At 52.4% G+C, this 24,100-nt stretch carries 22 protein-coding genes; 9 read left to right on the top strand and 13 right to left on the bottom strand.

Translation table 11 applies throughout. From position 1 onward, the window contains the following. Positions 1-51: 51 nt before the first annotated feature. Positions 52-999: a trehalose operon repressor TreR gene (treR, locus tag O6D90_RS20735; protein ID WP_016155565.1), complete on the bottom strand. Its 948-nt coding sequence runs from the start codon at positions 997-999 to the stop codon at positions 52-54. 191 nt (positions 1,000-1,190) lie between these two features. On the opposite strand from treR, the gene mgtL reads away from it, so the two are divergent. From mgtL to O6D90_RS20725, 3 genes are all read left to right on the top strand, one after another. Then, complete coding sequence (mgtL, locus tag O6D90_RS26420) at positions 1,191-1,244, top strand: mgtA regulatory leader peptide MgtL (RefSeq protein WP_223870169.1); 54 nt, start codon at positions 1,191-1,193, stop codon at positions 1,242-1,244. A 144-nt stretch (positions 1,245-1,388) separates the two neighbouring features. Further along, positions 1,389-4,097: a magnesium-translocating P-type ATPase gene (gene mgtA, locus O6D90_RS20730; protein WP_016155566.1), complete on the top strand. Its 2,709-nt coding sequence runs from the start codon at positions 1,389-1,391 to the stop codon at positions 4,095-4,097. A gap of 558 nt (positions 4,098-4,655) precedes the next feature. Continuing rightward, positions 4,656-10,058, top strand: coding sequence for a hypothetical protein (locus tag O6D90_RS20725; protein WP_271143218.1), 5,403 nt, complete (start codon positions 4,656-4,658; stop codon positions 10,056-10,058). Between the two features lie 61 nt (positions 10,059-10,119). On the opposite strand, the gene ridA is transcribed toward O6D90_RS20725, so the two are convergent. From ridA to pyrL, 4 genes are all read right to left on the bottom strand, one after another. Continuing rightward, positions 10,120-10,506 carry a 2-iminobutanoate/2-iminopropanoate deaminase gene (ridA, locus tag O6D90_RS20720; protein ID WP_016151491.1) on the bottom strand — a complete coding sequence of 129 codons (387 nt, stop codon included), beginning with the start codon at positions 10,504-10,506 and terminating at the stop codon, positions 10,120-10,122. Between the two features lie 76 nt (positions 10,507-10,582). Next, positions 10,583-11,044, bottom strand: coding sequence for an aspartate carbamoyltransferase regulatory subunit (gene pyrI, locus O6D90_RS20715; protein WP_016151492.1), 462 nt, complete (start codon positions 11,042-11,044; stop codon positions 10,583-10,585). Positions 11,045-11,057: 13 nt separating this feature from the next. Then, positions 11,058-11,993, bottom strand: coding sequence for an aspartate carbamoyltransferase (gene pyrB, locus O6D90_RS20710; protein ID WP_016151493.1), 936 nt, complete (start codon positions 11,991-11,993; stop codon positions 11,058-11,060). Positions 11,994-12,029: 36 nt separating this feature from the next. Next, positions 12,030-12,131: a pyr operon leader peptide gene (gene pyrL, locus O6D90_RS20705; RefSeq protein WP_016155570.1), complete on the bottom strand. Its 102-nt coding sequence runs from the start codon at positions 12,129-12,131 to the stop codon at positions 12,030-12,032. Here pyrL and O6D90_RS20700 point away from each other — a divergent pair. Beyond that, the gene (locus tag O6D90_RS20700; RefSeq protein ID WP_085951096.1) at positions 12,111-12,233 is read left to right on the top strand and encodes a hypothetical protein; all 123 of its coding nucleotides are present in this window, start codon (positions 12,111-12,113) and stop codon (positions 12,231-12,233) included. The two genes, pyrL and O6D90_RS20700, sit on opposite strands and share 21 nt — an antisense overlap. Here the strand turns inward: O6D90_RS20700 and O6D90_RS20695 are convergent. The 5 genes from O6D90_RS20695 to arcA form a co-directional block, all read right to left on the bottom strand. Continuing rightward, entirely contained in the window at positions 12,230-12,709 is a 480-nt protein-coding gene (locus O6D90_RS20695) for an arginine repressor (RefSeq protein WP_003839609.1), read from the bottom strand. The genes O6D90_RS20700 and O6D90_RS20695 overlap by 4 nt on opposite strands. A gap of 144 nt (positions 12,710-12,853) precedes the next feature. After that, the gene (locus O6D90_RS20690; RefSeq protein ID WP_016155571.1) at positions 12,854-14,257 is read right to left on the bottom strand and encodes a YfcC family protein; all 1,404 of its coding nucleotides are present in this window, start codon (positions 14,255-14,257) and stop codon (positions 12,854-12,856) included. 55 nt (positions 14,258-14,312) lie between these two features. Further along, complete coding sequence (gene argF / locus O6D90_RS20685) at positions 14,313-15,317, bottom strand: ornithine carbamoyltransferase (RefSeq protein WP_016155572.1); 1,005 nt, start codon at positions 15,315-15,317, stop codon at positions 14,313-14,315. Between the two features lie 55 nt (positions 15,318-15,372). Then, positions 15,373-16,305, bottom strand: a complete 933-nt coding sequence (arcC, locus tag O6D90_RS20680) for a carbamate kinase (RefSeq protein ID WP_016151496.1) — start codon at positions 16,303-16,305, stop codon at positions 15,373-15,375. A 9-nt stretch (positions 16,306-16,314) separates the two neighbouring features. Beyond that, positions 16,315-17,535 (bottom strand): arginine deiminase, encoded by a 1,221-nt coding sequence (gene arcA / locus O6D90_RS20675; protein WP_016151497.1) that lies wholly within the window; start codon positions 17,533-17,535, stop codon positions 16,315-16,317. A 673-nt stretch (positions 17,536-18,208) separates the two neighbouring features. On the opposite strand from arcA, the gene O6D90_RS20670 reads away from it, so the two are divergent. Beyond that, a complete protein-coding gene (locus O6D90_RS20670; protein WP_016151499.1) occupies positions 18,209-18,661 on the top strand; it encodes a YhcH/YjgK/YiaL family protein in 453 nt (150 codons plus the stop codon). A 99-nt stretch (positions 18,662-18,760) separates the two neighbouring features. Here O6D90_RS20670 and argF (O6D90_RS20665) read toward each other — a convergent pair whose 3' ends face one another. Next, complete coding sequence (gene argF, locus O6D90_RS20665; RefSeq protein ID WP_016155574.1) at positions 18,761-19,768, bottom strand: ornithine carbamoyltransferase; 1,008 nt, start codon at positions 19,766-19,768, stop codon at positions 18,761-18,763. Then, positions 19,738-19,833, bottom strand: coding sequence for a putative translational regulatory protein ArgL (argL, locus tag O6D90_RS26415; protein ID WP_404811242.1), 96 nt, complete (start codon positions 19,831-19,833; stop codon positions 19,738-19,740). Before argL ends, argF (O6D90_RS20665) begins: the two co-directional genes overlap by 31 nt. A gap of 98 nt (positions 19,834-19,931) precedes the next feature. Here argL and rraB point away from each other — a divergent pair, with 98 nt between their 5' ends. From rraB to O6D90_RS20650, 3 genes are all read left to right on the top strand, one after another. Beyond that, a complete protein-coding gene (gene rraB / locus O6D90_RS20660; protein ID WP_016151501.1) occupies positions 19,932-20,357 on the top strand; it encodes a ribonuclease E inhibitor RraB in 426 nt (141 codons plus the stop codon). A 51-nt stretch (positions 20,358-20,408) separates the two neighbouring features. Continuing rightward, positions 20,409-21,167 (top strand): tRNA isopentenyl-2-thiomethyl-A-37 hydroxylase MiaE, encoded by a 759-nt coding sequence (gene miaE, locus O6D90_RS20655; RefSeq protein ID WP_016155575.1) that lies wholly within the window; start codon positions 20,409-20,411, stop codon positions 21,165-21,167. A gap of 165 nt (positions 21,168-21,332) precedes the next feature. Then, positions 21,333-22,163, top strand: a complete 831-nt coding sequence (locus tag O6D90_RS20650; RefSeq protein ID WP_016155576.1) for a hypothetical protein — start codon at positions 21,333-21,335, stop codon at positions 22,161-22,163. A 26-nt stretch (positions 22,164-22,189) separates the two neighbouring features. Here the strand turns inward: O6D90_RS20650 and O6D90_RS20645 are convergent, their stop codons facing one another. Beyond that, positions 22,190-22,693 carry a GNAT family N-acetyltransferase gene (locus O6D90_RS20645; RefSeq protein WP_016155577.1) on the bottom strand — a complete coding sequence of 168 codons (504 nt, stop codon included), beginning with the start codon at positions 22,691-22,693 and terminating at the stop codon, positions 22,190-22,192. Between the two features lie 194 nt (positions 22,694-22,887). On the opposite strand from O6D90_RS20645, the gene O6D90_RS20640 reads away from it, so the two are divergent. Next, the gene (locus O6D90_RS20640; protein WP_016155578.1) at positions 22,888-24,078 is read left to right on the top strand and encodes a YjgN family protein; all 1,191 of its coding nucleotides are present in this window, start codon (positions 22,888-22,890) and stop codon (positions 24,076-24,078) included. The last annotated feature ends 22 nt before the right edge of the window (positions 24,079-24,100 follow it).

Genomic DNA, 24,100 nt, shown 5'->3' with positions numbered 1-24,100 from the left:
GGAACGTTCCCGAAACGCAGCGAAGATCACAAATTAACGCTCAGAAAGCGATCAGGAGAGGGTGGAAGGAATAACGATTTGTCGTAGTTCGCTACGGCCGTTGATCTGCTCGATCAGCTGCGAGGCCGCTTGTCGTCCGGCTTCGGCATATCCTGGATCGACGGTGATAATTTCCGGATGGAGGAATTTCATCAGCGGCGTACTGCCCACGCTCGCCAGCTGTAGATTCTCAATTCGCTGCTCTTGCAGATATTTGCTGACACCAAGGGCGAGGGTATCCGTCGCGCAGACTAAGGCAGTGGTTTCCGGGGTGATGACGTTGGCGGCCTGCTCATAACCCTGCTTCATGGCAAGACCCGGTAGCGCGGCTACAGGATGCAGTTTGTGTTTCTTACAGAACGCCAGGTAGGCTTCATGGCGGCGCTTACCGGTGGTCACGTCGCTATGGGGAACGCCAAGAAAGCTGATATGGCGATGCTCGCGATCGTATAAACGCTGCATCAGGGTGCGAATGGCGCCTTCATCGTCATAGCAGACGGAGGCAAAGCCTTTGGCATCTCTTGCCAGCAGCACCAGCGAATCCTGCCAGGAGGCGAGCATGGATTCACTTATGCCGGTAAAACCAAACAGCACCACGCCGTCAATATTGCGGCGTCTGAGCATGCCGAGATGCTCTTCAACCAGCTCGGGCGAGAACTGGCTTTCCATCATGATCGGGTCGTAACCCTGCTCATAAAAGGCGGGCAGCATGGTTTGTACGGCGAGATTTTCCGAAAGCGAGTCCAGACGCGTGACGATGATCGCCACCACCTTGTCACTTTGTCCGCGCATGGCGCGTGCGGAGCGGGAAGGGGAAAAACCGTGCTGATTCATCACCGCTTCAACGCGTTCGCGGGTGCGTTCGCTCACGCCGCTTTCATTGTTAAGCACACGGGAAACGGTTGATTTTCCCACACCGCTTAAGCGGGCGATGTCTTTAATTGTCAGCCGGTTTTGCATCCTGTTTTCCCGTGTTGCGTGTGAAGTTATGCCAAATAGAGAATAACTTTACTCAAGCGCAGCGCAATGGGCAAAGTCTGGTATACGTTTGGTTTAGTTTCCATGGTTTATCATACTGCCATAATTGCCACAAACCTTATGGTTTTCTGCGTATAATCCGCAGCGCAAATCATTCACTTACCGGAGGCTATATGGATCCCGATCCCACCCCTCTCCCGAGATGGAGAAACTCCCCTTTCCGGTAAGCCTGTCTTTCACTGTCTTACCGGAGCAGTAAGACAGTGACGTTCTGACGTCCCTGTTGTGATTTTAATATTGCCATCAGGTAAGGCTTTGCCACGCCTGAAGGATTTACTGCGCCTGTTGAGACTGGCGCAGAGGGACTGCCTATGTTCAAAAATATTACTCGCCAGCTATTTGCCCGGCTAAACCGCCATTTACCACATCGTTTGGTGCATCGCGATCCGTTGCCTAATGCCCAGACCGTTGCCAGCACGCCGATCCCACCATCGCTGAGCGAACATTGTCTGAAAATGGCGCTGATGGACGAAGCCGCGCTGTGGAAAACGTTTGGCGCGCACCCGGAAGGATTAAACGCCGCAGAAGTGGAAAACGCTCGCGAATTACATGGCGAGAACCAACTGCCGGCGCAGAAGCCGTCGCCGTGGTGGGTGCATCTGTGGGTCTGCTACCGTAACCCGTTTAATATTTTGTTGACCATCCTCGGTGCGATTTCCTATGCCACCGAAGATCTGTTTGCCGCTGGCGTCATTGCTCTGATGGTCGTCATCTCTACGCTGCTGAATTTTGTGCAGGAGGCGCGTTCCACCAAAGCGGCAGATGCGCTGAAAGCGATGGTCAGTAACACCGCTACGGTGCTGCGCGTTATCAACGAGAAAGGAGAGAACGGCTGGGTTGAACTGCCGATCGACCAGTTAGTTCCCGGCGATATCATTAAGCTGGCGGCAGGGGATATGATCCCGGCCGATCTGCGTGTGGTGCAGGCTCGTGACCTGTTCGTGGCCCAGGCTTCGCTGACCGGTGAATCGCTGCCGGTGGAGAAAGTCGCAACCAGCCGCGACCCGCAGCAAAGCAACCCGCTCGAATGCGATACCCTGTGCTTTATGGGCACCAACGTGGTGAGCGGCACGGCGCAGGCCATCGTGATTGCGACCGGAGCCAATACCTGGTTCGGGCAACTGGCGGGCCGCGTCAGCGAGCAGGAAAGCGAGCAGAATGCTTTCCAGAAAGGGATCAGCCGCGTCAGCATGCTGCTGATCCGTTTTATGCTGGTGATGGCGCCGATTGTGCTCATCATCAACGGCTATACCAAAGGCGACTGGTGGGAAGCGGCGCTGTTTGCCCTGTCTGTCGCGGTGGGGCTGACCCCGGAAATGCTGCCGATGATCGTCACCTCGACGCTGGCGCGCGGGGCGGTGAAGCTGTCAAAACAAAAGGTCATCGTCAAACACCTCGACGCTATTCAGAACTTTGGCGCGATGGATATCCTGTGTACCGATAAAACTGGCACCCTGACACAAGACAAAATTGTACTTGAGAATCATACAGATATATCTGGTAAGCCCAGCGAGCACGTCCTGCATTCTGCGTGGTTGAACAGTCATTACCAGACCGGGCTGAAGAATTTGCTGGATACGGCAGTGCTGGAAGGCGTGAACGAAGAATCAGCCCGCCAGCTCTCTACCCGCTGGCAGAAAATTGATGAGATCCCGTTTGACTTCGAACGCCGCCGCATGTCGGTGGTGGTCGCTGAAGAAACCGATGTGCATCAGCTGGTGTGCAAAGGCGCGCTGCAGGAGATCCTCAGCGTCTGCACCCAGGTGCGCTACAGCGGTGAGGTTGTCCCGTTAGATGACAACATGCTGCGTCGGGTGAAGCGCGTCACGGATACGCTGAATCGCCAGGGGCTGCGCGTGGTAGCAGTGGCGACGAAATACCTGCCAGCGCGTGAGGGCGATTACCAGCGTATTGATGAATCAGATCTGATCCTCGAAGGCTATATTGCGTTCCTCGATCCGCCGAAAGAGACCACCGCGCCAGCGCTCAAAGCGCTGAAAGCCAGCGGTATTACGGTGAAAATCCTGACTGGCGATAGCGAGCTGGTGGCGGCGAAAGTGTGTCATGAAGTAGGGCTGGATGCGGGCGATGTGGTTATCGGTAGCAACATTGAAGGGTTAAGCGACGATGAGCTGGCAACGCTGGCCCAGCGCACCACGCTGTTTGCTCGTCTGACACCGATGCACAAAGAGCGCATTGTCACGCTGCTCAAGCGCGAAGGTCATGTGGTTGGCTTTATGGGGGATGGCATTAACGATGCCCCGGCGCTGCGTGCGGCGGACATTGGTATCTCCGTTGACGGCGCGGTTGATATTGCGCGTGAAGCCGCTGATATCATCCTGCTGGAAAAGAGCCTGATGGTGCTGGAAGAAGGGGTGATCGAAGGACGCCGTACTTTTTCTAACATGCTGAAGTATATCAAAATGACGGCCAGTTCTAACTTCGGTAATGTGTTTAGCGTGCTGGTGGCGAGCGCCTTCTTACCGTTCCTGCCGATGTTGCCGCTGCACTTACTGATTCAGAACCTGCTGTACGATGTATCCCAGGTGGCGATTCCGTTTGATAACGTCGACGAAGAGCAGATCAAAAAGCCGCAGCGCTGGAATCCCAGCGAGTTGGGGCGCTTTATGATCTTCTTTGGACCGATCAGCTCGATCTTCGACATTCTGACATTTTGCCTGATGTGGTTCGTCTTCCATGCGAATACGCCAGAACATCAGACGTTGTTCCAGTCTGGCTGGTTCGTGGTAGGCCTGCTGTCGCAAACGCTGATTGTGCATATGATCCGTACCCGCCGCGTGCCGTTCATCCAAAGCCGCGCCGCATGGCCGCTGATGCTGATGACGCTGGTGGTCATGGCGGTAGGCATTGCATTACCGTTCTCGCCGCTGGCCAACTATCTGCAATTGCAGGCGCTGCCGCTGAGCTACTTCCCGTGGCTGATTGCGATTCTGGCGGGCTACATGACGTTAACCCAGCTCGTGAAAGGTTTTTATAGCCGCCGCTACGGCTGGCAGTAAGCACAAGATATCGGCTGCGTTGGCCCCTTAAAAAGCCAACGCAGCTGTAACCTGGCGCAGGAGGAATATCGGTATCGCCCGATGATTCGTGCCGCAGAAAATTCATGCGTATTATTATTTCTGTTAAAAGATAATTAATTCGATAAATGTGAGTGATAAGTGAATAAATTCACGTAGAATATTGTTTTTTAATATTCATACATTAAAAATTATAATTTATAAGATATGCCTTAGCACTCCCCCTTCATTCATTCCGCAAAATATCGAGAATTAAAAAATTTACATAAAAATCTATGATTGCAACATGTTGTATTTTATGTTTTTTTTAATGATTCCTTTATTCTTATTTTTATCAATCCCAATAAAAACAATGCGTTGAGATATATATTCATGGCGGTGATTCGTTGTTATGAAATATGTCTTTGGATATACTCGCTTCTATATAAATTTATTTATATGGTGCCGCTGTATTACAGATTCGGAGAATCTGCGGCGGCGTGTTTCGTCGCTATGTCGTTTTATCTATATCATTTCGCTCACATCAGAGAGACTCACATTATGCAAAGGAAAGCTATTTCATTTTGTATTGCCCTGGCATTAAGCGGTAATACATTTGCCGCCGATCTTAACAACAACGAAGACAAAAAAAAGCAGTGTCCCGAAAATATCAGCAGCCTTTCTCAGGCTGAGCTGGCCAAACTGTCGCCGGAGTGCCAGAAAGCCACGGAAAGCGTTTTAGAGCAGGGCTGGGCATGGGCGGTGGGCGGTATCGCTGCTGTGGCCGCCACGGTGGGTATCGCGGCGAGCGGCGGCGGCGGCGGCAGCAGCCATTCGTCCTCCGGGTTGCCTGTTGATCCAGTAACGCCTGTGGACCCGGTAACACCTGTCGATCCGGTGGACCCCGTTACACCTGATACCCCCCCCTCCGTTTATGACAATGGCGTTACCCTTGACCGGGGCGCGAAAACCCTGACCTTTGCCTCGCTGGTGGTGAACGGCGTCACTTATACCAATACCACCTTCGCCATTACCAAGCAGGGCGACGGCTACCTGCTGACCGCGCCGGACGGCAAAACCCTGACCGTGACCAGCCTGAACGTGATGGGCAATGCGCTGGTGATGCAGGGAACGTACGGCAGTAACAACCTGTTCTGGTCGTACAACCGCGCAGGAAAGCTTACTCTTGCGGGGCCAGACACCACGGTTATTGACGGCGACGGGCAGCAGAAAACAGTTGATGGTGGCTCCACCGCAGGCGGCCCGGGCGATACCGGGACGATTATCAACGGCGATGGTAACGATATTAATGTGAATGGTGACACCGGCGCTACTGGCGGCGGCACCGGCACCGACGTGAACGGCAACGACAACACCATCAACAACGGCGGTAAAAATACCGCAGACGGTGAAGGCTCCGCCGGTACAGACGTGACCGGCGACGGCAACGACATCAACAACACCGGTGATAACAGCGGCACCAACGGCGGCACTGGCACCGGCGTGGACGGTAACGACAACACCATCAACAACGGCGGCAAAAATACCGCAGACGGTGAAGGCTCCACCGGTACAGACGTGACCGGCGACGGCAACGACATCAACAACACCGGCGACAACGGCGCCACCAACGGCGGCACCGGCACAGACGTGGACGGCAACGGCAACACAGTTGATAACGGTGGCAACAACACCGCCGACGGTGCAGGCTCCACCGGTACAGACGTGACCGGCGACGGCAACGACATCAACAACACCGGTGATAACAGCGGCACCAACGGCGGTACCGGCACTGGCGTGGACGGCAACGACAACACCATCAACAACGGCGGCAAAAACACCGCAGACGGTGAAGGCTCCACCGGTACTGACGTGACCGGCAACGGCAACGACATCAACAACACCGGTGACAACGGCGCTACTGGTGGCGGCACCGGCACTGACGTGGACGGCAACGACAACACCATCAACAACGGCGGCAAAAATACCGCAGACGGTGAAGGCTCCACCGGTACTGACGTGACCGGCGACGGTAACGACATCAACAACACCGGCGACAACGGCGCCACCAACGGCGGCACCGGCACCAGCGTGGACGGAGACGGCAACACGGTTGATAACGGCGGCAAAAACACCGCTGACGGTGCAGGCTCCACCGGTACTGACGTGACCGGCGACGGTAACGACATCAACAACACCGGTGATAACGGCGCCACCAACGGCGGCACCGGCACTGACGTGGACGGCAACGACAACACCATCAACAACGGTGGCAAAAACACTGCCGACGGTGCAGGCTCCACCGGTACAGACGTGACCGGCGACGGCAACGACATTAACAACACCGGTGACAACAGCGCCACTGGCGGTGGTACCGGCACTAAAGCTGACGGTAACGGCAACACCATCGACAACAAGGGTAACAACACTGCCGATGGCGCAGGCTCTACCGGTACGGATGTAGACGGTAACGGCAACAAAATCATCAACGAAGGCGACACCAGCGCAGCCAATGGCGGCACCGGCACTAGCGTGGACGGCAACGACAACACCATCGACAACAAAGGTCAAACTACGGCTGATGGGACTGGCTCCACCGGTACTGACGTAACCGGCGACGGTAACAAAATCAACAATGAAGGTGGCACCAGCGCAGCCAATGGCGGCACCGGCACCAGCGTGGACGGCAACGACAACACCATCGACAACAAAGGTCAAACTACGGCTGATGGGACTGGCTCCACCGGTACTGACGTAACCGGCGACGGCAACAAAATCAACAACGAAGGTGATACCAGCGCAACTGCTGGCGGCACCGGCACTAGCGTGGACGGTGGCGGCAACACCATTGACAACAAAGGCACCACCACCGCAGAAGGGCAAGGCTCGACCGGTACTGATGTCGCGGGTAATAACAACACCATTAATAACGATGGCGCCAGCAAAGTCATTGACGGTGCGACGGGGGCAAAAGTCAGCGGTGACGGCAACACCCTGAACAACGCAGGGGAAATGACCGCAGGCAGTACCGACAGTACCAAACCGAGCACCGGGGTGGATGTTGCCGGTAATAACAATACCATTAACCAGAACGGTAAAATGGTGGTGGGTGATTTCTCCACCGGTCTGAACGTGACGGGTAAATCAAACACCATTAACCTGGTGTCTGAAGAGATGAGCATCACCGGTAATAAGGCTACTGGGGTCAACGTTTCCGGCGAAGCCAATACGGTGACGCTGACAGGCGATATGGTGGTGGACAAAGACCAGAAATCCCCGCAGGCGAAGGACTATTTCGTTACCCCATCGTACGGGATTAACGTCAGCGGTAGCGGTAATACGGTAGTGCTGGACGGGCATCTTCAGGTCATTGTAGATACTGAGTCGTTTGATCATGTTGAGCAGCAACGCGATGGTGCCGTAGAAGCCATTCGTGGGGTAGTTGTCAGCGGTGACAATAACCGTGTCGATCTGTTGGGGGGGATTGAGCTTACTGGTGAAGTCAATCAAATTGACGGCAGAGAAGGACGTATTACTGGTGGCAATAGTGGTGGCTCAGCAGTGACCATTAACGGTAAATCATCGCTTTATCTGCATGGTGACTCATCCATCAATGGTAACTACGCGACAACTTTTGAAAGCATATTTAACGTAACCAATCAGGGTTATCTTGAAATTAGTGAAGATGCCACTGTCACTAGCAACATCGAAAGTATGAATTCTTATTGGCGTGCTGGCGATAATGCTCTGATCATGCTGGGAAGTGGCAGTACGGCGACCAATAAAGGAACGATCAACCTAAGTGACTTAACTTTAAGTTTCCTGGGAGGTGCTTCATCCTTTACGAATGACGGTTCTGTGACTCTTGAAAGAGAAACGACTTCAGTAAGTAATGGCGGAGAAACGACATTCGGCGTGATGTCCACGGGTGGGTCACGCGGTGTGAATAACGGAGATATCACTGGATATGTGCGTGCTCAGGACACTGTGCAGTATATGCCTGGGACCGCTACGGGGGCTTATGCTTTCAACAGTGACAGCTATGCCATATCCCTTATGAGTGGTATAAGCAGCGAATCTATTAACAATGGTACGCTGGCTTTATATGGTCGCGGTGAAGCAATGCACGCCTATTCGTCAAAAGCCAGTAACTTCGGAACGATTACTGCGGATGGGCTCTGGAAAGATGCAAATGACACAACTGTTATAGGCGCTGGCGTATCCTCCACAAGGGCAGTCGATTTTGCCATCGGTATGGGGGTGGGAAATTTAGAAATGAGTGGCGGCGGCGGTTCGGCAGTTAACTACAAGGACGCCACCATCACTATTTATAATGCGGGTGCAGGCATGGCTGCAACTGGCGCGAATAACATGATTATTAACCAGGGCACCATTAATCTCGAAAAAAACGAGTTCTATGATGAGACTAAACCGCTGGTCGGAATGGCGGTGTATAAGGGCGGTGTTGCGTACAACGATGGCACCATCAATATTAATGCCGACAACGGTCAGGCGTTTTACAACGACGGCACAGGCACTATCCATAACAGCGGCACCATTAATCTGAACGGCGGCGCAATGTCGTCAGATGATACGCATATGGGTTCTGCGCCAACTGACAGCAATTCTGCCCCCGCTTCTGTTCAGCGTGTGAGTGGTTATGTGTTGGGTACCAGCGCCAGCGGCTCTGTCGGTACGCTTAATGCGGGTAATAACGCCCTGGCACTGGATTCTGTCAGCGTGGATACCGGTTTCACCGCAGGTACGGCTGCCACGACTCAGACCTTCGACAACGTCTTTACCGGGGCTGATGTGGAAGGCTTGGAAAACATCACCTCTGAAAGCGTGGTGTGGAGCGCGCAGGGTCAGAAAGACGCGAACGGCAACGTGGACGTCACCATGACCAAAAACGCCTACACCGACGTGGTGACCGACAGCAGCGTCAGCGGTGTTGCTGGCGCGCTGGATGCCGCCTACACCAACAACGAGCTGTTCAGTAGTCTGAACCTGAAGACCTCTGCCGACGTGACGAAGGCGATGAAGCAAATCAGCGGCAACAAGGCTGTGAACGTCTCCCGCGACGCCCGCAGACTCAGCAACCGCTTCGATATGCTGGCGGATGCCGCGCCGGAACTGGGTAACGGTCTGTCGTTTAACCTGGTGGCGAAAGGTGACCAGCGTGCCGAACTGGGTAAAGACACTCAGTACGACATGATGGCCCTGCGTCAGAAACTGGGCTTTGGCGATAATCAGTCGCTGACCATGGAGTACGGTATTGCCCGTCTGGACGGTAAAGGCAATGTCTCTTCCGGCAGCGACGGTATCACCGGCGGTTACAGCCAGTTCCTGGGTCTGGAGCACGCCATGCCGCTCGGTGAGGAAGGTCTCTCCTGGAACAACGCCCTGCGTTACGACGTACATCAGCTCGACAGCAAACGCGGCATTAACTACGGTGATGTCAACAAACAGGCGCTGGCGGACAGCCGTCAGCAATACCTGGAGCTGCGTACCGAGGGTCGTAAAACCTTCGCCGTCAGCGAAGGGCTGGATGTTGTGCCATATGCTGGTCTGAAACTGCGTCACACCATGGAAGACGGTTATCAGGAGCGCGGTGCTGGCGACTTTAACCTGAACATGAACAGCAGCACGGAAACGGCGGTTGATTCAGTGGTGGGTATGAAGCTGAGCTATGCCGGTAAGGATGGCTGGGCAGCAACGGCGACGCTGGAAGGCGGCCCGAACCTGAGCTACGTCAGCACCGGTAAAAAAGCGTCCCTGCAGGGGGCGGCAGGTCAGAGCTTCAACGTTGACGACGGTCAGAAAGGTGGCAGCATCAACAGCATGGCACAGGTGGGTGTGAAGTATAACGCCGGTAACACCAGCGCCGGGCTGGACGCTTTCCACTGGAAAGAGGACAACATCAGCGACAAGGGCTTTATGCTGAATATTAAACACAATTTCTGATAACAGCCTGAGTGAGTAAAAACAGAACCGCCGGAGTGATTTCCGGCGGTTTTTTTTACGCTTAGCGACGAACGGCGATCGCTTCAATCTCGATTTTCACGTCTTTCGGCAGACGGGCAACTTCCACGCAAGAACGCGCCGGGAAAGTGGCGTTGTGCTCGGTGAAGAACGCTTCGTAGGTCGCGTTTACGGTTGCGAAATCGTTCAGGTCTTTAACGAAGACGGTAGTTTTTACGATGTCGCCCACTTTCAGGCCTGCTGCTTCAACGATAGCTTGTACGTTTTCCAGCGACTGACGCGCCTGAGCGGACACGTCTTCCGATACGGCACCGGTTTTCGGATCGACCGGGATCTGACCGGAAGTGATTACCATGCTACCCAGGTCAACGCCCTGAACGTATGGGCCGATTGCTGCTGGTGCATTTTCCGTCGCGATAGTCTTGCTCATGATTTCTCCTGAATTACAGCGGTAATAGAATGTTCCCGGCCATTATAGGGAGCCGGGAAATCATTACCAACACCAATTAGTTGGCCAGCACCACATAATGCGAAAACTCTTTTTCACAGTATTTGCATTTGAGTGCGATGTCGTCAGCGCGCTTTTTCACTGAAAAACTGGACGATACTGGTTCAGCATGGCTGATGCAGTTACTGTTCGGGCAAACCAGCACGTTATCGATACGTTCAGGCAGGCTCGGACGTGATTTACCCACCACGTCATAATCGTCAATGCGGTTTACCGTTGCCTGCGGAGCGTACAGGGAGAGCTGGTTTACCTGCTCGTCGGTCAGGAACGTATTTTCGATTTTAATCAGGTCTTTACGGCCCATCTCGCCAGACGGCAGGTTCAGCCCGATGGTGATACGCTGGTCGGTTTCAGTCAGTTTGAACAACGTCAGCAGCTTAAAACCAACCTGTGCGGGAATATGGTCAATCACGGTGCCACGTTTGATGGCTTCAACCTGCAGTTTGTTATCGTGTGTCATCTCTTTTTCTCCCTTACAGTGCCAGTTCGCTATTCAGTACCAGTGCCAGTAACGCCTGGCGGGCGAAGATGCCGTTGCCAGCCTGCTGGAAATACCAGGCGTGCGGCGTCTTGTCGACGTCGGTGGTGATTTCATCAATGCGCGGCAGCGGATGCAGCACCTTCATGTTCGCTCTGGCACCGTTCAGATCGCTGGCACGCAGAACAAACTGTGCTTTCACGTTGGCGTATTCGGACGGGTCCAGACGCTCTTTTTGTACGCGGGTCATGTAGAGGATATCGACCTCCGCCATTACCTCTTCGATAGTGCCATGCAGGCTCCAGGCGATACCTTTTTCATTCAGCATATCCAGAATGTATTGCGGCATGGCCAGCGCGTCCGGGGCGATGAAGTAGAAGCGGTTACCTTCGAACTTTGCCAGCGCCTGGGTCAGGGAGTGGACGGTGCGGCCATATTTCAGGTCACCCACCATGGCGATTTGCAGATTGTCCAGGCGACCCTGCGTTTCCTGAATGGTAAACAGATCCAGCAGCGTTTGGGTGGGATGCTGGTTGGAACCGTCGCCGGCGTTCAGTACCGGCACGTTACCGGAGAACTCGGTTGCCAGACGCGCGGCACCTTCCTGCGGATGACGCATCACGATGGCGTCGACATAGGTGCTGATGACGGAAATGGTGTCGGCCAGAGTTTCGCCTTTTTTGCCAAGCGACGTGTTGCTGCTGTCAGAGAAACCCACCACGCTGGCGCCCAGACGGTGCATGGAGGTTTCAAAAGATAAACGGGTGCGGGTTGACGCTTCAAAGAAGCAACTGGCGATGACCTTATGTTTTAACAGCTCTGGCTGCGGGTTAGCTTTTAATTTCGCCGCCGTCGCGAGGACCAGATTAAGGTCATCGCGGCTGAGGTCGTTTATGGAAATGATGTGTTTTTGATAGAGCGGGTTAGCCATGTTTATCTCCTGACGCCTGGGCAAAAAAAAAGCCCCTCAATTGAGGGGCTCGGAATGGATGATCAACGGAAAGAAAAACGGCAGGCCAGCGTCCTTTTTCAGACGCGGTAAGACAAAATGTCGTACACACTGAACCATACATCCTCCCGGCAAATTGTCCGCGATTATACTCAGCTCCGTTATGGGATCAAGCGAAAAATGCACTATTTATTCATCGCAAACGGTTCTTATGAATTTTAATTCATTTTGAATAGATAATTAATCTGCTTGTGGACCAGGCCCGTTCGCTGTACCACCCGCGGCGCGACCCAGACAATACTGCTACCGGCAATGACGCCGAGAATTTCTGGCAACGCGTGATAATCGAGGATTCTGGCTACGGCGCGACCATAGCCAGCCGCCGTGTGGATGAGGATAAACTCGCTATTGTGTTCCACGCTGACCACCATTTCAGCAATCGATCGGGCAGCATCAGGCGCGGGTCGTGATTGCGGATTTACAGAATAAATTTTTTGCCCTTTTGTATTTCTTATTTTTATAGCACCGAGCAGTTTCAGCAGACGAGATACCGTTGACTGGCTAATCCCGGTGAAACCATGGTGTTGTAGATCGCGGCGAAGCGCTTCCTGAGACAGGTAGCTTTTTTCGCTTATCAGGCGCTGACAAATCGCCAACTGTTTCTGCTCTTTGGTCGAGTAATCATCGAATTCCTTCATAAAAACACCCTAAATTTATCATTTGTATCAATGCGATGGCGAAATTCACCACATTTGCAGTATCAATAACGGCTCAAACGGGCGGTTGTGCAGAAAAACGAGAGCGCGCTCAAAAAAGCCGTCGGGATCCGACGGCCAACAGGACTACAGCATCGCGCCGATACTCAGAACAACCATGTTCAGCACCGTCAGAATTAGCAGCAGTGGTGCGACCCACTTCAGGTAGCGCACATAAGGAACACGAGCGATGGCCAACCCACCCATTACAACCGCTGAGGTGGGGGTAATCAGATTCACAATGCCGGAAGCGGATTGATACGCGGTGACGACCAGATCCCTTTGCACATGGGCGAAGTCAGCCAGCGGGGCCATAATGGGCATCGTGAGCACCGCCAGGCCAGACGAGGAAGGGACCAGGAAGGAGAGCAAGACTTCCAGCCAGTAAGTCACATTGATGAAAATGGTGGTGGACAGACCGGAGACTAAATTTTCGGCGCTGTGCAAAATGGTGTGGGTGATCATGCCGTTGTCCATCACCACGACGATACCGCGCGCAATGCCGATAATCAGCGCCACGCCGAGCAGATCCCGTGCCCCGTCAATGAAGGTACTGGTGAATGCTTCTTCACTCATGCGGGCAATCACGCCGACGATAATCGCAGATGCCAGAAAAACCCCAGATATTTCCGCCATCCACCAGCCGAGCACCGCGACGCCATAAATCATCACTGCAAAGGCGGCGGCGAATATCAGCAGGATCCACTTACGCGTAGCCGTGAATTCAAGATTGGTATTGGTGCGACTACCGAGAAAATGGGCACGGTTTTCCTCCATTTTATCGGCCACGATGGAAAGCTCAGGATGGCTGCGAACTTTCCGTGCATAGCGCATGACCCATACCACACAGATAACATAGCCGACGACCAGCAGCAGTATGCGCATCAGCATTCCCTGGGTGAAGGGGATCCCGGCGGCGTTAGCGGCGATAACTGTTGCGAAAGGGTTGATTGTTGAACCGAGGGTGCCGATGCCTGCGCCAAGCAAAACGGTTGCAGCAGCAACCAGTGGATCAAAGCGCGCAGCCATCATGACCGGAACCAATAAGGTGTAGAAAGGTAGTGATTCTTCCGCCATGCCGTAAATCGTGCCTCCGGCGGCGAAAAGTCCCATCAGGATGGGGATCATCCACTCTTCTTTGCCGTTCAGCCTGACCGTCACGCGTTCGATGCCGGCGTCGATGGCGCCCGTTTTGTTTACCACGCCGAGAAACCCGCCAATAATCAGGACAAACAACGCCACATCAATCGCGCCTGCGGTGTAGGTTTCGTGGTTATAAAGCCCGTCAATCGGAGCCAGCAGTACAGCCGTTAAACCTTGTGGATGCGCCTCTGTTGGGGCATAGGTACCGGCAACCGGCACTTCTTTGCCCAGGGTGGCATTCATCGCCATCTGGTATTTCCCGGCAGGGACAATCCAGGTCATAACGGCGACGAGCGCAATAAGAATAAACAGGATGGTATACGCGCTGGGAAATTTGAATTTGCCCATGATGTTCTCCGGATAGCTTGGGCATATGCCGCCAGGCGACACATGCCCGCTGGGGTTAGTCGCCGAGTGTCGCTACCATGACCGCTTTAATGGTATGCATCCGGTTTTCTGCTTCGTCGAAGACGATGGAATGCGCTGACTCAAATACCTCCTCCGTGACTTCAAGCCCTTTCAGGCCGTAAGCCGCTTCGATTTCACGGCCCACTTTGGTGTGCTCGTTATGGAAGGCGGGCAGGCAGTGCATGAATTTCACATTGGGATTGCCGGTCGCATCGATGACCTGCTGGTTAATTTGATAAGGCGTCATCAGGCTGACGCGTTCTGCCCACGCCTCTTTGGGTTCCCCCATCGAAACCCAGACATCGGTGTAGAGAAAGTCCACGTCGTAAACACCTTCCTCAACATCCTCTGTGAGCGTAATGCGCGCGCCCGTCACGCTGGCGATTTCACGGCATTCGGCAACCAGCGCCTCGTCCGGCCAGAAGGATTTCGGTGCGACCAGACGAATATCCATCCCCATTTTCGCCGCGCCGACCATCAGCGAATTGCCCATGTTATTGCGGGCGTCACCAAGGTAAGCGAAGCTCAGTTCGGGTAAGGTTTTACCCGGGGCGTGTTCCAGCATGGTCATCAGATCCGCGAGGATCTGCGTAGGGTGGAATTCATTCGTCAGCCCGTTCCAGACCGGCACACCAGCGAACTGCCCCAGTTCTTCCACGATCTCCTGGCCGTAGCCGCGGTATTCAATACCGTCATACATGCGACCTAACACGCGGGCGGTATCTTTCATCGACTCTTTATGACCAATCTGCGAGCCGCTTGGGCCAAGGTAGGTCACCTGTGCGCCCTGATCGAAAGCGCCGACTTCAAAGGCGCAGCGGGTGCGAGTTGACGTTTTTTCGAAGATTAGCGCGATATTTTTACCGACCAGCGTTTGCCTTTCGCGCCCGGCTTTTTTCGCCGTTTTTAACTCGATAGCCAGATCGATCAGGTACTGGATTTCCGTTGGGGTGTAGTCCAGCAATTTGAGAAAATTGCGATTTTTCAGGTTAACAGTCATGAAAATATCCTTATGTAGGCTGGATAAGGCTTCGCTTTACCCAGCAAAAAAAGCCTTAAGCGTTAACATCAGTGGCTTCGCGCCGAATTAGCGTGCCTTTGTCACCAGCGAGAATGGCCGAACCGTCAGCCAACGAGCCGATGCCAGCAATCCCGTGACAGTGAGAGACAAATTCCGCGCAGGCGGTGACTTTGGGGCCCATTGAACCGGCGTCGAATTGCATTTCGCCGAGCCGTTCCGGCGTAACCTGGGCCAGCGGGCGCTGGGTAGGTTTGCCCCAGTCGAGATACACCGCATCGGCATCGGTCAGGATCAGCAGCGCATCGGCGTGGATTTGTTTGGCGAGCAGGGCGGCGGAGAGATCTTTGTCGATCACCGCTTCAATACCGTGGTAGCCATCGGCTTTTTCCACCACCGGTACGCCGCCACCGCCGTTGCAGATAACCAGATGATCGCGGGCGATCAGTGTGCGAATGGCGTCACTTTCCACGATTCGTTTGGGTTGTGGAGAGGGCACAACACGGCGGAATGCTTTACCATCGGCTTTGAAAACCCAGCCTTTTTCCGCCTGTAACGCGTGGGCCTGGGGTTCGTCATAAATCGGCCCGATATATTTGGTGGGATTGCTGAAGGCCGGATCGTGGGCATCGACTTCAACCTGAGTCAGCAGGACACTAATTTCACGCTGTGGGAGCTGGTTTTTCAGGGCCTGTTGCAGCATATAGCCAATCATTCCCTGACTTTCTGCGCCGAGAATATCGAGCGGATAGGGGGTGACGTTGGCATAAGCACTGTTTTGTAATGCCAAAAGTCCAACCTGCGGGCCATTGCCGTGTACCAGAATTACGCGCCACTGCTGCGTGAGCTGAGCGAGAGTTCTTGCCGCCAGCTCAATATTCTTGCGTTGGATGTCGGCTTCCAGCGGTTCGCCGCGTTTGAGTAGCGCATTGCCGCCCAGCGCCACAACCAGGGTAGGTTTGTTTTCCATAACGTCTCCTTAAATACCGTCGCGTTCCAGTGGGCAACTCATGCAGCGCGCACCGCCGCGCCCACGTCCCAGTTCGTCGCCAGGAATGGGTAAAACAGTGATGCCAGCTTTGTCGTATTTCTCGTTGGTCCAAATGTTGCGTTCGTAGCCCACCACAACCCCGGGGCGCAGCGTCAGAACATTGTTCGCGTCATTCCACTGTTCGCGTTCAGCTTCGAAGGCGTCGCCACCGGTGGTGATCAGATTGATCTGGTCGAGGCCAAGTGCTTTTTCGAGGGCATGTACCAGCGTACTTTCCTGGGTGCGTTTCAGGCCGCCACGCCCGTCTGGTGTCAGGGTCCAGCACTGGACATCCGGGCGCACCACTTCCGGGTAGACGGAGAAGGTATCGATATCGATGTGGGTCATGACGGTATCGAGGTGCATACAGGAGCGATGTTTCGGCAGTTCGACTGCGATGACGCGTTCTGCCTGGCGATGCTTAAATAGCGACTGGGCAAGGAACTCAATGCCCTGCGGCGTGGTACGTTCCGACATACCGATGAGAACTGCGCCGCGACCAATGACCAGTACATCTCCACCTTCTAATGTGGCGTGGTCGTAATTAATATTTTCATCGCCGAAATATTTAATAAAATCACCATCGGCAAATTGTGGATGCCAACGGTAAATCGCCCGCAAGTTATTAGTTTCTCGTTGACGTGCAGTTTTTGCCATCGGATTAATGGATACGCCGTTATATATCCAGCATGAGGTGTCGCGGGTAAATAAGTGGTTTGGTAATGGCTTCATAATAAAGTCATTAATATCGTGAGTATCGACCACCATATTTTTGATTGAGGCAGGAATTTCTCCGTATGTCAGCCCACCGCTTAAATGTCGGGCGAGCTCCCGGTGCTGCATATCTGCAAGCCAGGCGCGAATATCCGTGGCGAAAGCGGGGCCAAGCCGATAATCAGAAATTTGTGTATCCAGTAGCCAGCTTTTGGCATCGGGGATATCCAGAGTTTGTGTCAATAAATCAGTGAGTAACAGAACCTCAATTCCCTGTTGACGTAACGTGTTGGCGAAAATGTCATGCTCTTCTCCTGCACGTTCTACCGAAAGAACATCATCAAAAAGCAGTTCCTGGCAATTTGACGGCGTCAGCCTTTTTAGGCTGAGGTTAGGGCGATGTAGCATTACGCTACGTAATTGACCGATTTCAGACCCGACATAATGCTTTTCCATCATTATTCCTTTAATACGATTTTAAAAAATAAAGAGGAGGTGCCTGCAAATAATGTTTATTGCAGTCATGATTTTTCAGCTGATTTCAGAATCTATATTTAGATCTTATCTGATAGAGAAACGTGATTCATTTCACAGTCAGGTCGATGTTTGGCATTTGTTGTTTAATTTATGAGATGGCTCTGAGAATTTAAAAAATAAAAACATGAATAATTGAATTACTACGCAGGAATATGTCTTGTTATTTAACTGTGTTAATTTTATGTACATATCTAAATATTTAATAAATTAAATAGTGCGTTGATTTTTATATGTTTTTCTATATTTAATGAATTTTTATGCGAATCTATTATTTTATTATTTGTGCTGTAAGGTTTATTTCAAAATAAATATGACGATGAAGAAAGATAACGAAGGAGACGTAAACTGTGATCGATAGCTGGTTTTTCTAACAAAGCTTTCTATAACAGTGAGTTAGTGACTGAGTTGAAAAGTATGAGACGAAAGTTATGCAGAGTTTATGCATAACCTGTTGCTGGCTATTAGCAATTATTTAACATCATCAGCGATAAACATGCGTTGACGCAAAATATCGGTAAATAGCAGTGGTATGGCAGACCGTTTTTTCGTATAACAACCAAAATGAAACGATGTTTTAATTAAGGGGTTTGAAATGATTGTCGGCAATATTCACAACCTGGATGCCTGGCTGCCGGAAGAGCTGCGTCAGGCGATTGAGCACATTAAAGCGCACGTGACGGATGCGACGGAAAAGGGTAAGCACGACATCGACGGCGAACGTCTGTTCTATCTGATTGCTGAAGATATGACGGAGCCGTTTGCGCAGCGCCGCGCCGAATATCACGCTCGCTATCTGGATATTCAGATCCTGCTCAAAGGTCAGGAAGGCATGACTTTCAGCACGCAGCCTGCGGGCGCACCGGAAACTGACTGGCTGGCGGATAAAGATATCGCCTTCCTGCCGGAAGGCGAACAGGAGAAAACGGTGGTGCTGAATGAAGGTGACTTCGTCGTCTTTTATCCGGGCGAAGTGCATAAACCGCTGTGCGCGGTCGGCGCACCTGCGCTGGTACGCAAAGCCGTGGTGAAAATGCGGGTAGCATAAACCGGTTTGCCGGGGGCGACTTACCCGGCCTACGGAAGTACGATGGTAGGCCGGATAGGGTGCGTCAGCATCGCTATCCGGCAATTCAATCGCGCAATGCTATGATTTGGAAAGCGTCGCGACCATCACCGCTTTGATGGTGTGCATCCGGTTTTCTGCCTGATCAAATACGATACTGGCGGGGGACTCAAACACCTCGTCGGTCACTTCCATGCCGCCGTGCAGACCATATTCCTGCGCCATTTGTTTGCCAAGCGTGGTTTGATCGTCATGGAACGCAGGCAGGCAGTGCAGGAATTTCACCTGCGGATTGCCGGTCAACGCCATCATCGCGCTATTAACCTGGTACTTACGCAACTGCGCAATACGTTCGGCCCATTTCTCTTTCGCTTCGCCCATCGATACCCAGACGTCGGTATAGATGAAGTCCGCGCCTTTCACGCCCGTGGCGACATCTTCGGTTAGCGTTATATTGCCGCCGTTTTTCTGTGCCAGCGCTTTGCACTCTGCAACGAGGCTTTCCTCCGGCCAGCAGGCCTGCGGCGCGACCAGACGCAGATCAAGTCCGGTTAACGCAGCGGCTTCCAGCATGGAATTGCCCATATTGTTGCGGGCATCGCCGGTGTAGACCAGCACCATCTCATTAAACGCTTTACCCGGCAGGTGTTCCTGCATCGTGAGTAAATCCGCCAGCAACTGGGTGGGGTGAAATTCGTTGGTTAATCCGTTCCAAACCGGAACTCCGGCATATTCCGCCAGCGTCTCGACAATTTCCTGACCGTGGCCCCGATACTGAATACCGTCGTACATACGACCGAGTACGCGGGCGGTGTCTTTGATCGACTCTTTATGACCAATCTGGCTGCCGCTCGGCCCGAGATACGTCACGCGCGCGCCCTGATCATATGCGGCAACTTCGAAAGAGCAACGGGTGCGGGTTGAGTCTTTTTCGAAGATGAGCGCGATGTTTTTACCGGTGAGTTTAGCGACCTCGGTACCGTTTTTCTTATCCGTCTTGAGCTGCGCGGCGAGCTGGAGCAGTGACGTGAGTTCAGCAGAGGTGAAATCAAGCAGTTTCAAAAAATGTTTCTGATAAAACGCAGACATAGTTCCCTCACATGACTTAGGCCATTTATTGAATTAAAATTCAATTTATATAGATGTTTATTCATTTGCAACCTTGTTTAACAAATCTTTCCTGGAAAGGTGGAGGCAATGACAGCGGTATGTGACAATAAGAGTATCGGCAGGACATTATGAGGAATGAGCCATGGCAAACCCGGAACTACTGGAAGAACAGCGTGAAGAAACGCGCTTGATTATTGAAGAGTTACTCGAAGATGGCAGCGATCCAGACGCGCTGTACACCATCGAGCATCACCTTTCCGCGGACGACTTTGAAACCCTGGAAAAAGCGGCAGTAGAAGCCTTCAAGCTGGGTTATGAAGTGACCGAGCCGGAAGAGCTGGAAGTGGAAGAGGGCGACACGGTTATTTGCTGTGACATCCTGAGCGAATGTGCTCTGAATGCCGAGTTGATCGACGCTCAGGTTGAGCAACTGATGAACCTGGCTGAAAAATTTGATGTGGAATACGACGGTTGGGGCACCTATTTTGAAGACCCGAACGGCGAAGAAGGTGAAGACGGCGACGATGAAGACCTCGTCGACGAAGATGATGACGGCGTGCGTCACTAAGTCATCTGCTGACCTACGGTAGCGTCTGCTGCCGTAGGCCAAGGATAACGTATGGATTACCTGCAAATACTCTCCCCGATCCACGACTTCCTGCACTGTAAAACGCCCCAGGCCTGGCTTGATAAAGCGCGAGCCCCGGCGAATCTCCCTCTGTTACTGACGGATCATCTCGTCTGCGAGCTAAAAGCGGCGCAAACGGCCATGCTGCTGGTGCGTAAGTATGTTGCAGATAAACAGGGATCGCAGGCGCTACTGGACTGGCTGAAACCCTATGAAGCGTATGCTTTCAGAGAAGGGGATGAACCGGATTTTATCGCGCTGAATAAACAGATAAGCAAAAGCGTAATGCCGCAAACTGACGACCCGTGGGGGCGCAAGCTAATCGACAGCATGGTTTTGCTGATCAAAGAAGAGCTGCACCACTTCTGGCAGGTGCGTGAAGCGATGATGAGCCGCAACATTCCCTACGTCAAAATTACCGCCAGCCGTTATGCCAAAGGCATGCTCAAAGAGGTGCGAACCCACGAGCCATTAACGCTAATCGACAAACTGATTTGCGGGGCTTACATTGAGGCGCGTTCTTGTGAACGGTTCGCCGCGCTGGCGCCGTATTTGGATGACGATTTACAGGCATTTTATCTTTCTCTGCTGCGATCCGAGGCGCGGCACTATCAGGACTATCTGGCGCTGGCACAGCAGGTTTCTGCCGACGATATCAGTAGTCGGGTGCGGTTCTTTGGCGAAGTAGAAGCCGCATTGATTACTTCTCCCGACGATGAATTCCGCTTCCACAGCGGCGTGCCAGCCTGACTCTCTTCTCTGACGCGCGGCGCTAATCGTCGCGCGGTTTTACCTTTCCTGTTTCCATTAGCAAAATCTGGTGGCTGGAAATCGCTCGCTGCTGCCGTAATAATCAAAACACACGAAGGGGAAATATATCCCCGCAACAGAGACTGTTTTGCATAAGGATGGTTAATGAACTGGGCACACGTATTGTTGGCGGGTTATATCGGGGCGGTGATTGCTATCGTCGTTGGCATGTTTCGCAAAAAAGGCTGGCTGGGAAAGATCTCCGGCGCGGTGGTTTTTGTGGTAGCGATTGTCGCGTGGAATCTGTTTGATGTGCACTACCTGATCCCGCGCGAAAGCCCTGATTATGGGCTGACGGACGCGCAGAAATTTGAAAATGCGATGCTGGCAATGCCTGTTTATCAGGTACTTAAAGAGCAGGAACCCGCGTTATGGCAGAACATCCTCAACCAGGCAACGCAACTGAAAGAAGCTGGGAAAAGCGAACAACAGATTATCGACGCTATTCAGCCGCAAATCCTGCAGGTACAGATGGCGCGTTTGCAGCAGGCACCCGATGCCAATGTGATTGAGTATATGAAAATTAACCTCGAGCAGATTGCTGCGGTGGCAAAAGTGGGCGATGAGGAGTGTTTTCGCTTTCTGTTCCCGGCGGTGAAAGGCGGGATTAACCCGGTGCGTATTATTCCGCGGGAGCTGATGAATCGTCGTATGGCCAGCGACATGAGTATGATGCACGCGGCTTATGGCCCGAACAAACATACGGTTACGGCGCAAGAGAAACAGCTGGCGCTTCAGGATCTGCAATCCATCGGCCCGGGATTGGTACAGCGCTTTGGACCGGATATCCAGATTATGGCTGATCCGAGTAAAGGTGTGGGCAAAGAGAAAGTCGCCTGTGAAATGGTGCAGGATTTATGGTCACAGGTGCTGACGCTGCCAACCGCTCGCGCGGCTGGCGTCATTCGGCTGATGCTCTCCGCCGAAATGCAGTAACGCAACCATTGCCCCTCCGGCTGAAGTCAGAGGGGCTTTAACATCCGCACTTCGCAATCCACGTGCCCGGTACAGCCCAGCGCTTCGCTGATATGCTCAAACCCTAAATGTTCATACAGGCGGATTGCCTCGGTCAGAAACGCCGTGGTCTCCAGATAGCACTGTTTGAAACCCTGCTCACGGGCATGTTCGAGGGCCATCAGCGCCAGCTTTTTCGCCAGCCCCTGACCGCGTGCGCTCGACAGGAAGTACATCTTTTGCAGTTCGCAAATGTCCGGTTCGCTACATCCTAACGGCGCAACGCCGCCGCCGCCCACGACTTCACCGTTTTGCTCAACCACCCAGTAGGCCGCGCCCGGCTGGCTGTAAACCTGGAATAGTTCATCCAGATTAGGGTCGGCAACGGTATAGCCCTTATCGGCAGTAAGCCCGTATTCAGCGGAAACTTTGCGGATCACCGCAGCGATAGCGGCATTATCTGCTGCGGTGATTCGGCGCAGCGTAAGCGTGGAGGGTAGCACAACATTCATAATATGGCTCAATTCTAAAAATACACTTATATATTTATTTAATACCACTCTCTTCTGTCGGGTGCAAGACGTTCCTGAATCAGAAAAAAATTAAAACACATTGGCTAATTAAAAATAGTATTGTAAACGAACCAGTAAATAAACACTGGTTTTTATTTTTTATCTTAATGGAATTTATATTAGGGATATTGTTCATGAATGATTTTGTTGGTGGTCGGGAAAATCAACGACACACATTTATTTTTATCGGTAAAGGATGGCAGTACTTTATTATTTGCATTGTCAATTTTTTGCTGTGTTGTATTACTCTGGGTATTTATACACCGTGGGCGATAGTGAAATGTCGGCGTTATATTTACGAAAATATGACTCTCAATGGCCAACCCTTTACCTATAAGGCGACAGGTGGCGCGATATTCGTAAGCTTCTTGTCGATTATGGTGGTTTATGGTGCCAGCATGAGTTTTATTGCTAACGGCAGTCCTCTCGTTGGTTTTACTTTGATTGGTTTACTGGTAGCTGTCCTTCCATTAATGACCATAAAAAGCCTGCAGTATCAGGCGATGATGACGTCGCTTAACGGTGTGCGTTTTGGTTTTGACTGCTCACAATTACAGGCGTGGCTCTTTTTACTGGTTGTGCCAGTGGTGCTTGCTGTGGTGAACTGGGGAGTGATTTATCTTCTGATACTTGCCACCGACTGGATTGAGGGCAGTACTGGAATGCTTATCAGAATAGCGTTTATCGCGTTGGTGGGAATTGTGGGTATGGGTATCACCTACGGTATTACCTATGCAAAATGGATGCAGTTAGTGGGTAATGGCGGTAATTTTGGTATTCACCGCTTTACTATTAACGTCAATATGAAAGCAAGCATAGTGGGGTGTATTAAAGCCGTGCTGGTACTGCTGCCATTTGTTGTTGTGATTGTCTGGCTAATTGCCCCTATTTTTCTGCAAATGGTGATGTTGGCTGTGTTAGGCGTGGCCGACGACGAATTTATCCGGGAGAATCAGAGCAGAATAATGGCGAGCTATTTTCTCTATTTCGCCGGAATTATTGTGGTTGGAAGCTATTTATACACCACGCTACGTAATCTGTTCATGAATAACCTGGCGCTGGCCGAGGGCAAAATCCGCTTTCATTCTTCCGTCACTGCACATGGCCTGATCTGGCGTTTTGTACTGGTGTTGTTTATTTCAGGCATCACGTTTGGGCTAGCTTATCCGTGGATGAAAATGTGGCTGGTCAGTTGGCTGGCCAGTAACTCCCATGTACAAGGGGATTTGGATGCGCTGGAACTGACTGACCATACAGAGGCGTTGGAAACAGGTCCGGCGATGTGGGTATCACGTGGTGTGATGACCTACTTCCCGTTCATCTGATACAACAAGGCCGGAGCATGCT

Source organism: Citrobacter sp. 21OH12SH02A-Citro (assembly GCF_027919895.1).
Taxonomy (GTDB): Bacteria; Pseudomonadota; Gammaproteobacteria; order Enterobacterales; family Enterobacteriaceae; genus Citrobacter; species Citrobacter braakii.
The sequence above is the reverse complement of the archived record's forward strand: the minus strand, read 5'-3'. Positions and strand labels throughout refer to the sequence as shown.

Bases quoted from the DNA above. Each gene is read 5' to 3' on its own strand.
- treR (WP_016155565.1), bottom strand. From the start codon at position 999: ATGCAAAACCGGCTGACAATTAAAGACATCGCCCGCTTAAGCGGTGTG.
- mgtA (WP_016155566.1), top strand. From the start codon at position 1,389: ATGTTCAAAAATATTACTCGCCAGCTATTTGCCCGGCTAAACCGCCAT.
- O6D90_RS20725 (WP_271143218.1), top strand. From the start codon at position 4,656: ATGCAAAGGAAAGCTATTTCATTTTGTATTGCCCTGGCATTAAGCGGT.
- ridA (WP_016151491.1), bottom strand. From the start codon at position 10,506: ATGAGCAAGACTATCGCGACGGAAAATGCACCAGCAGCAATCGGCCCA.
- pyrI (WP_016151492.1), bottom strand. From the start codon at position 11,044: ATGACACACGATAACAAACTGCAGGTTGAAGCCATCAAACGTGGCACC.
- pyrB (WP_016151493.1), bottom strand. From the start codon at position 11,993: ATGGCTAACCCGCTCTATCAAAAACACATCATTTCCATAAACGACCTC.
- O6D90_RS20700 (WP_085951096.1), top strand. From the start codon at position 12,111: ATGTCGTACACACTGAACCATACATCCTCCCGGCAAATTGTCCGCGAT.
- pyrL (WP_016155570.1), bottom strand. From the start codon at position 12,131: ATGGTTCAGTGTGTACGACATTTTGTCTTACCGCGTCTGAAAAAGGAC.
- O6D90_RS20695 (WP_003839609.1), bottom strand. From the start codon at position 12,709: ATGAAGGAATTCGATGATTACTCGACCAAAGAGCAGAAACAGTTGGCG.
- O6D90_RS20690 (WP_016155571.1), bottom strand. From the start codon at position 14,257: ATGGGCAAATTCAAATTTCCCAGCGCGTATACCATCCTGTTTATTCTT.
- argF (WP_016155572.1), bottom strand. From the start codon at position 15,317: ATGACTGTTAACCTGAAAAATCGCAATTTTCTCAAATTGCTGGACTAC.
- arcC (WP_016151496.1), bottom strand. From the start codon at position 16,305: ATGGAAAACAAACCTACCCTGGTTGTGGCGCTGGGCGGCAATGCGCTA.
- arcA (WP_016151497.1), bottom strand. From the start codon at position 17,535: ATGGAAAAGCATTATGTCGGGTCTGAAATCGGTCAATTACGTAGCGTA.
- O6D90_RS20670 (WP_016151499.1), top strand. From the start codon at position 18,209: ATGATTGTCGGCAATATTCACAACCTGGATGCCTGGCTGCCGGAAGAG.
- argF (WP_016155574.1), bottom strand. From the start codon at position 19,768: ATGTCTGCGTTTTATCAGAAACATTTTTTGAAACTGCTTGATTTCACC.
- argL (WP_404811242.1), bottom strand. From the start codon at position 19,833: ATGAATAAACATCTATATAAATTGAATTTTAATTCAATAAATGGCCTA.
- rraB (WP_016151501.1), top strand. From the start codon at position 19,932: ATGGCAAACCCGGAACTACTGGAAGAACAGCGTGAAGAAACGCGCTTG.
- miaE (WP_016155575.1), top strand. From the start codon at position 20,409: ATGGATTACCTGCAAATACTCTCCCCGATCCACGACTTCCTGCACTGT.
- O6D90_RS20650 (WP_016155576.1), top strand. From the start codon at position 21,333: ATGAACTGGGCACACGTATTGTTGGCGGGTTATATCGGGGCGGTGATT.
- O6D90_RS20645 (WP_016155577.1), bottom strand. From the start codon at position 22,693: ATGAATGTTGTGCTACCCTCCACGCTTACGCTGCGCCGAATCACCGCA.
- O6D90_RS20640 (WP_016155578.1), top strand. From the start codon at position 22,888: ATGAATGATTTTGTTGGTGGTCGGGAAAATCAACGACACACATTTATT.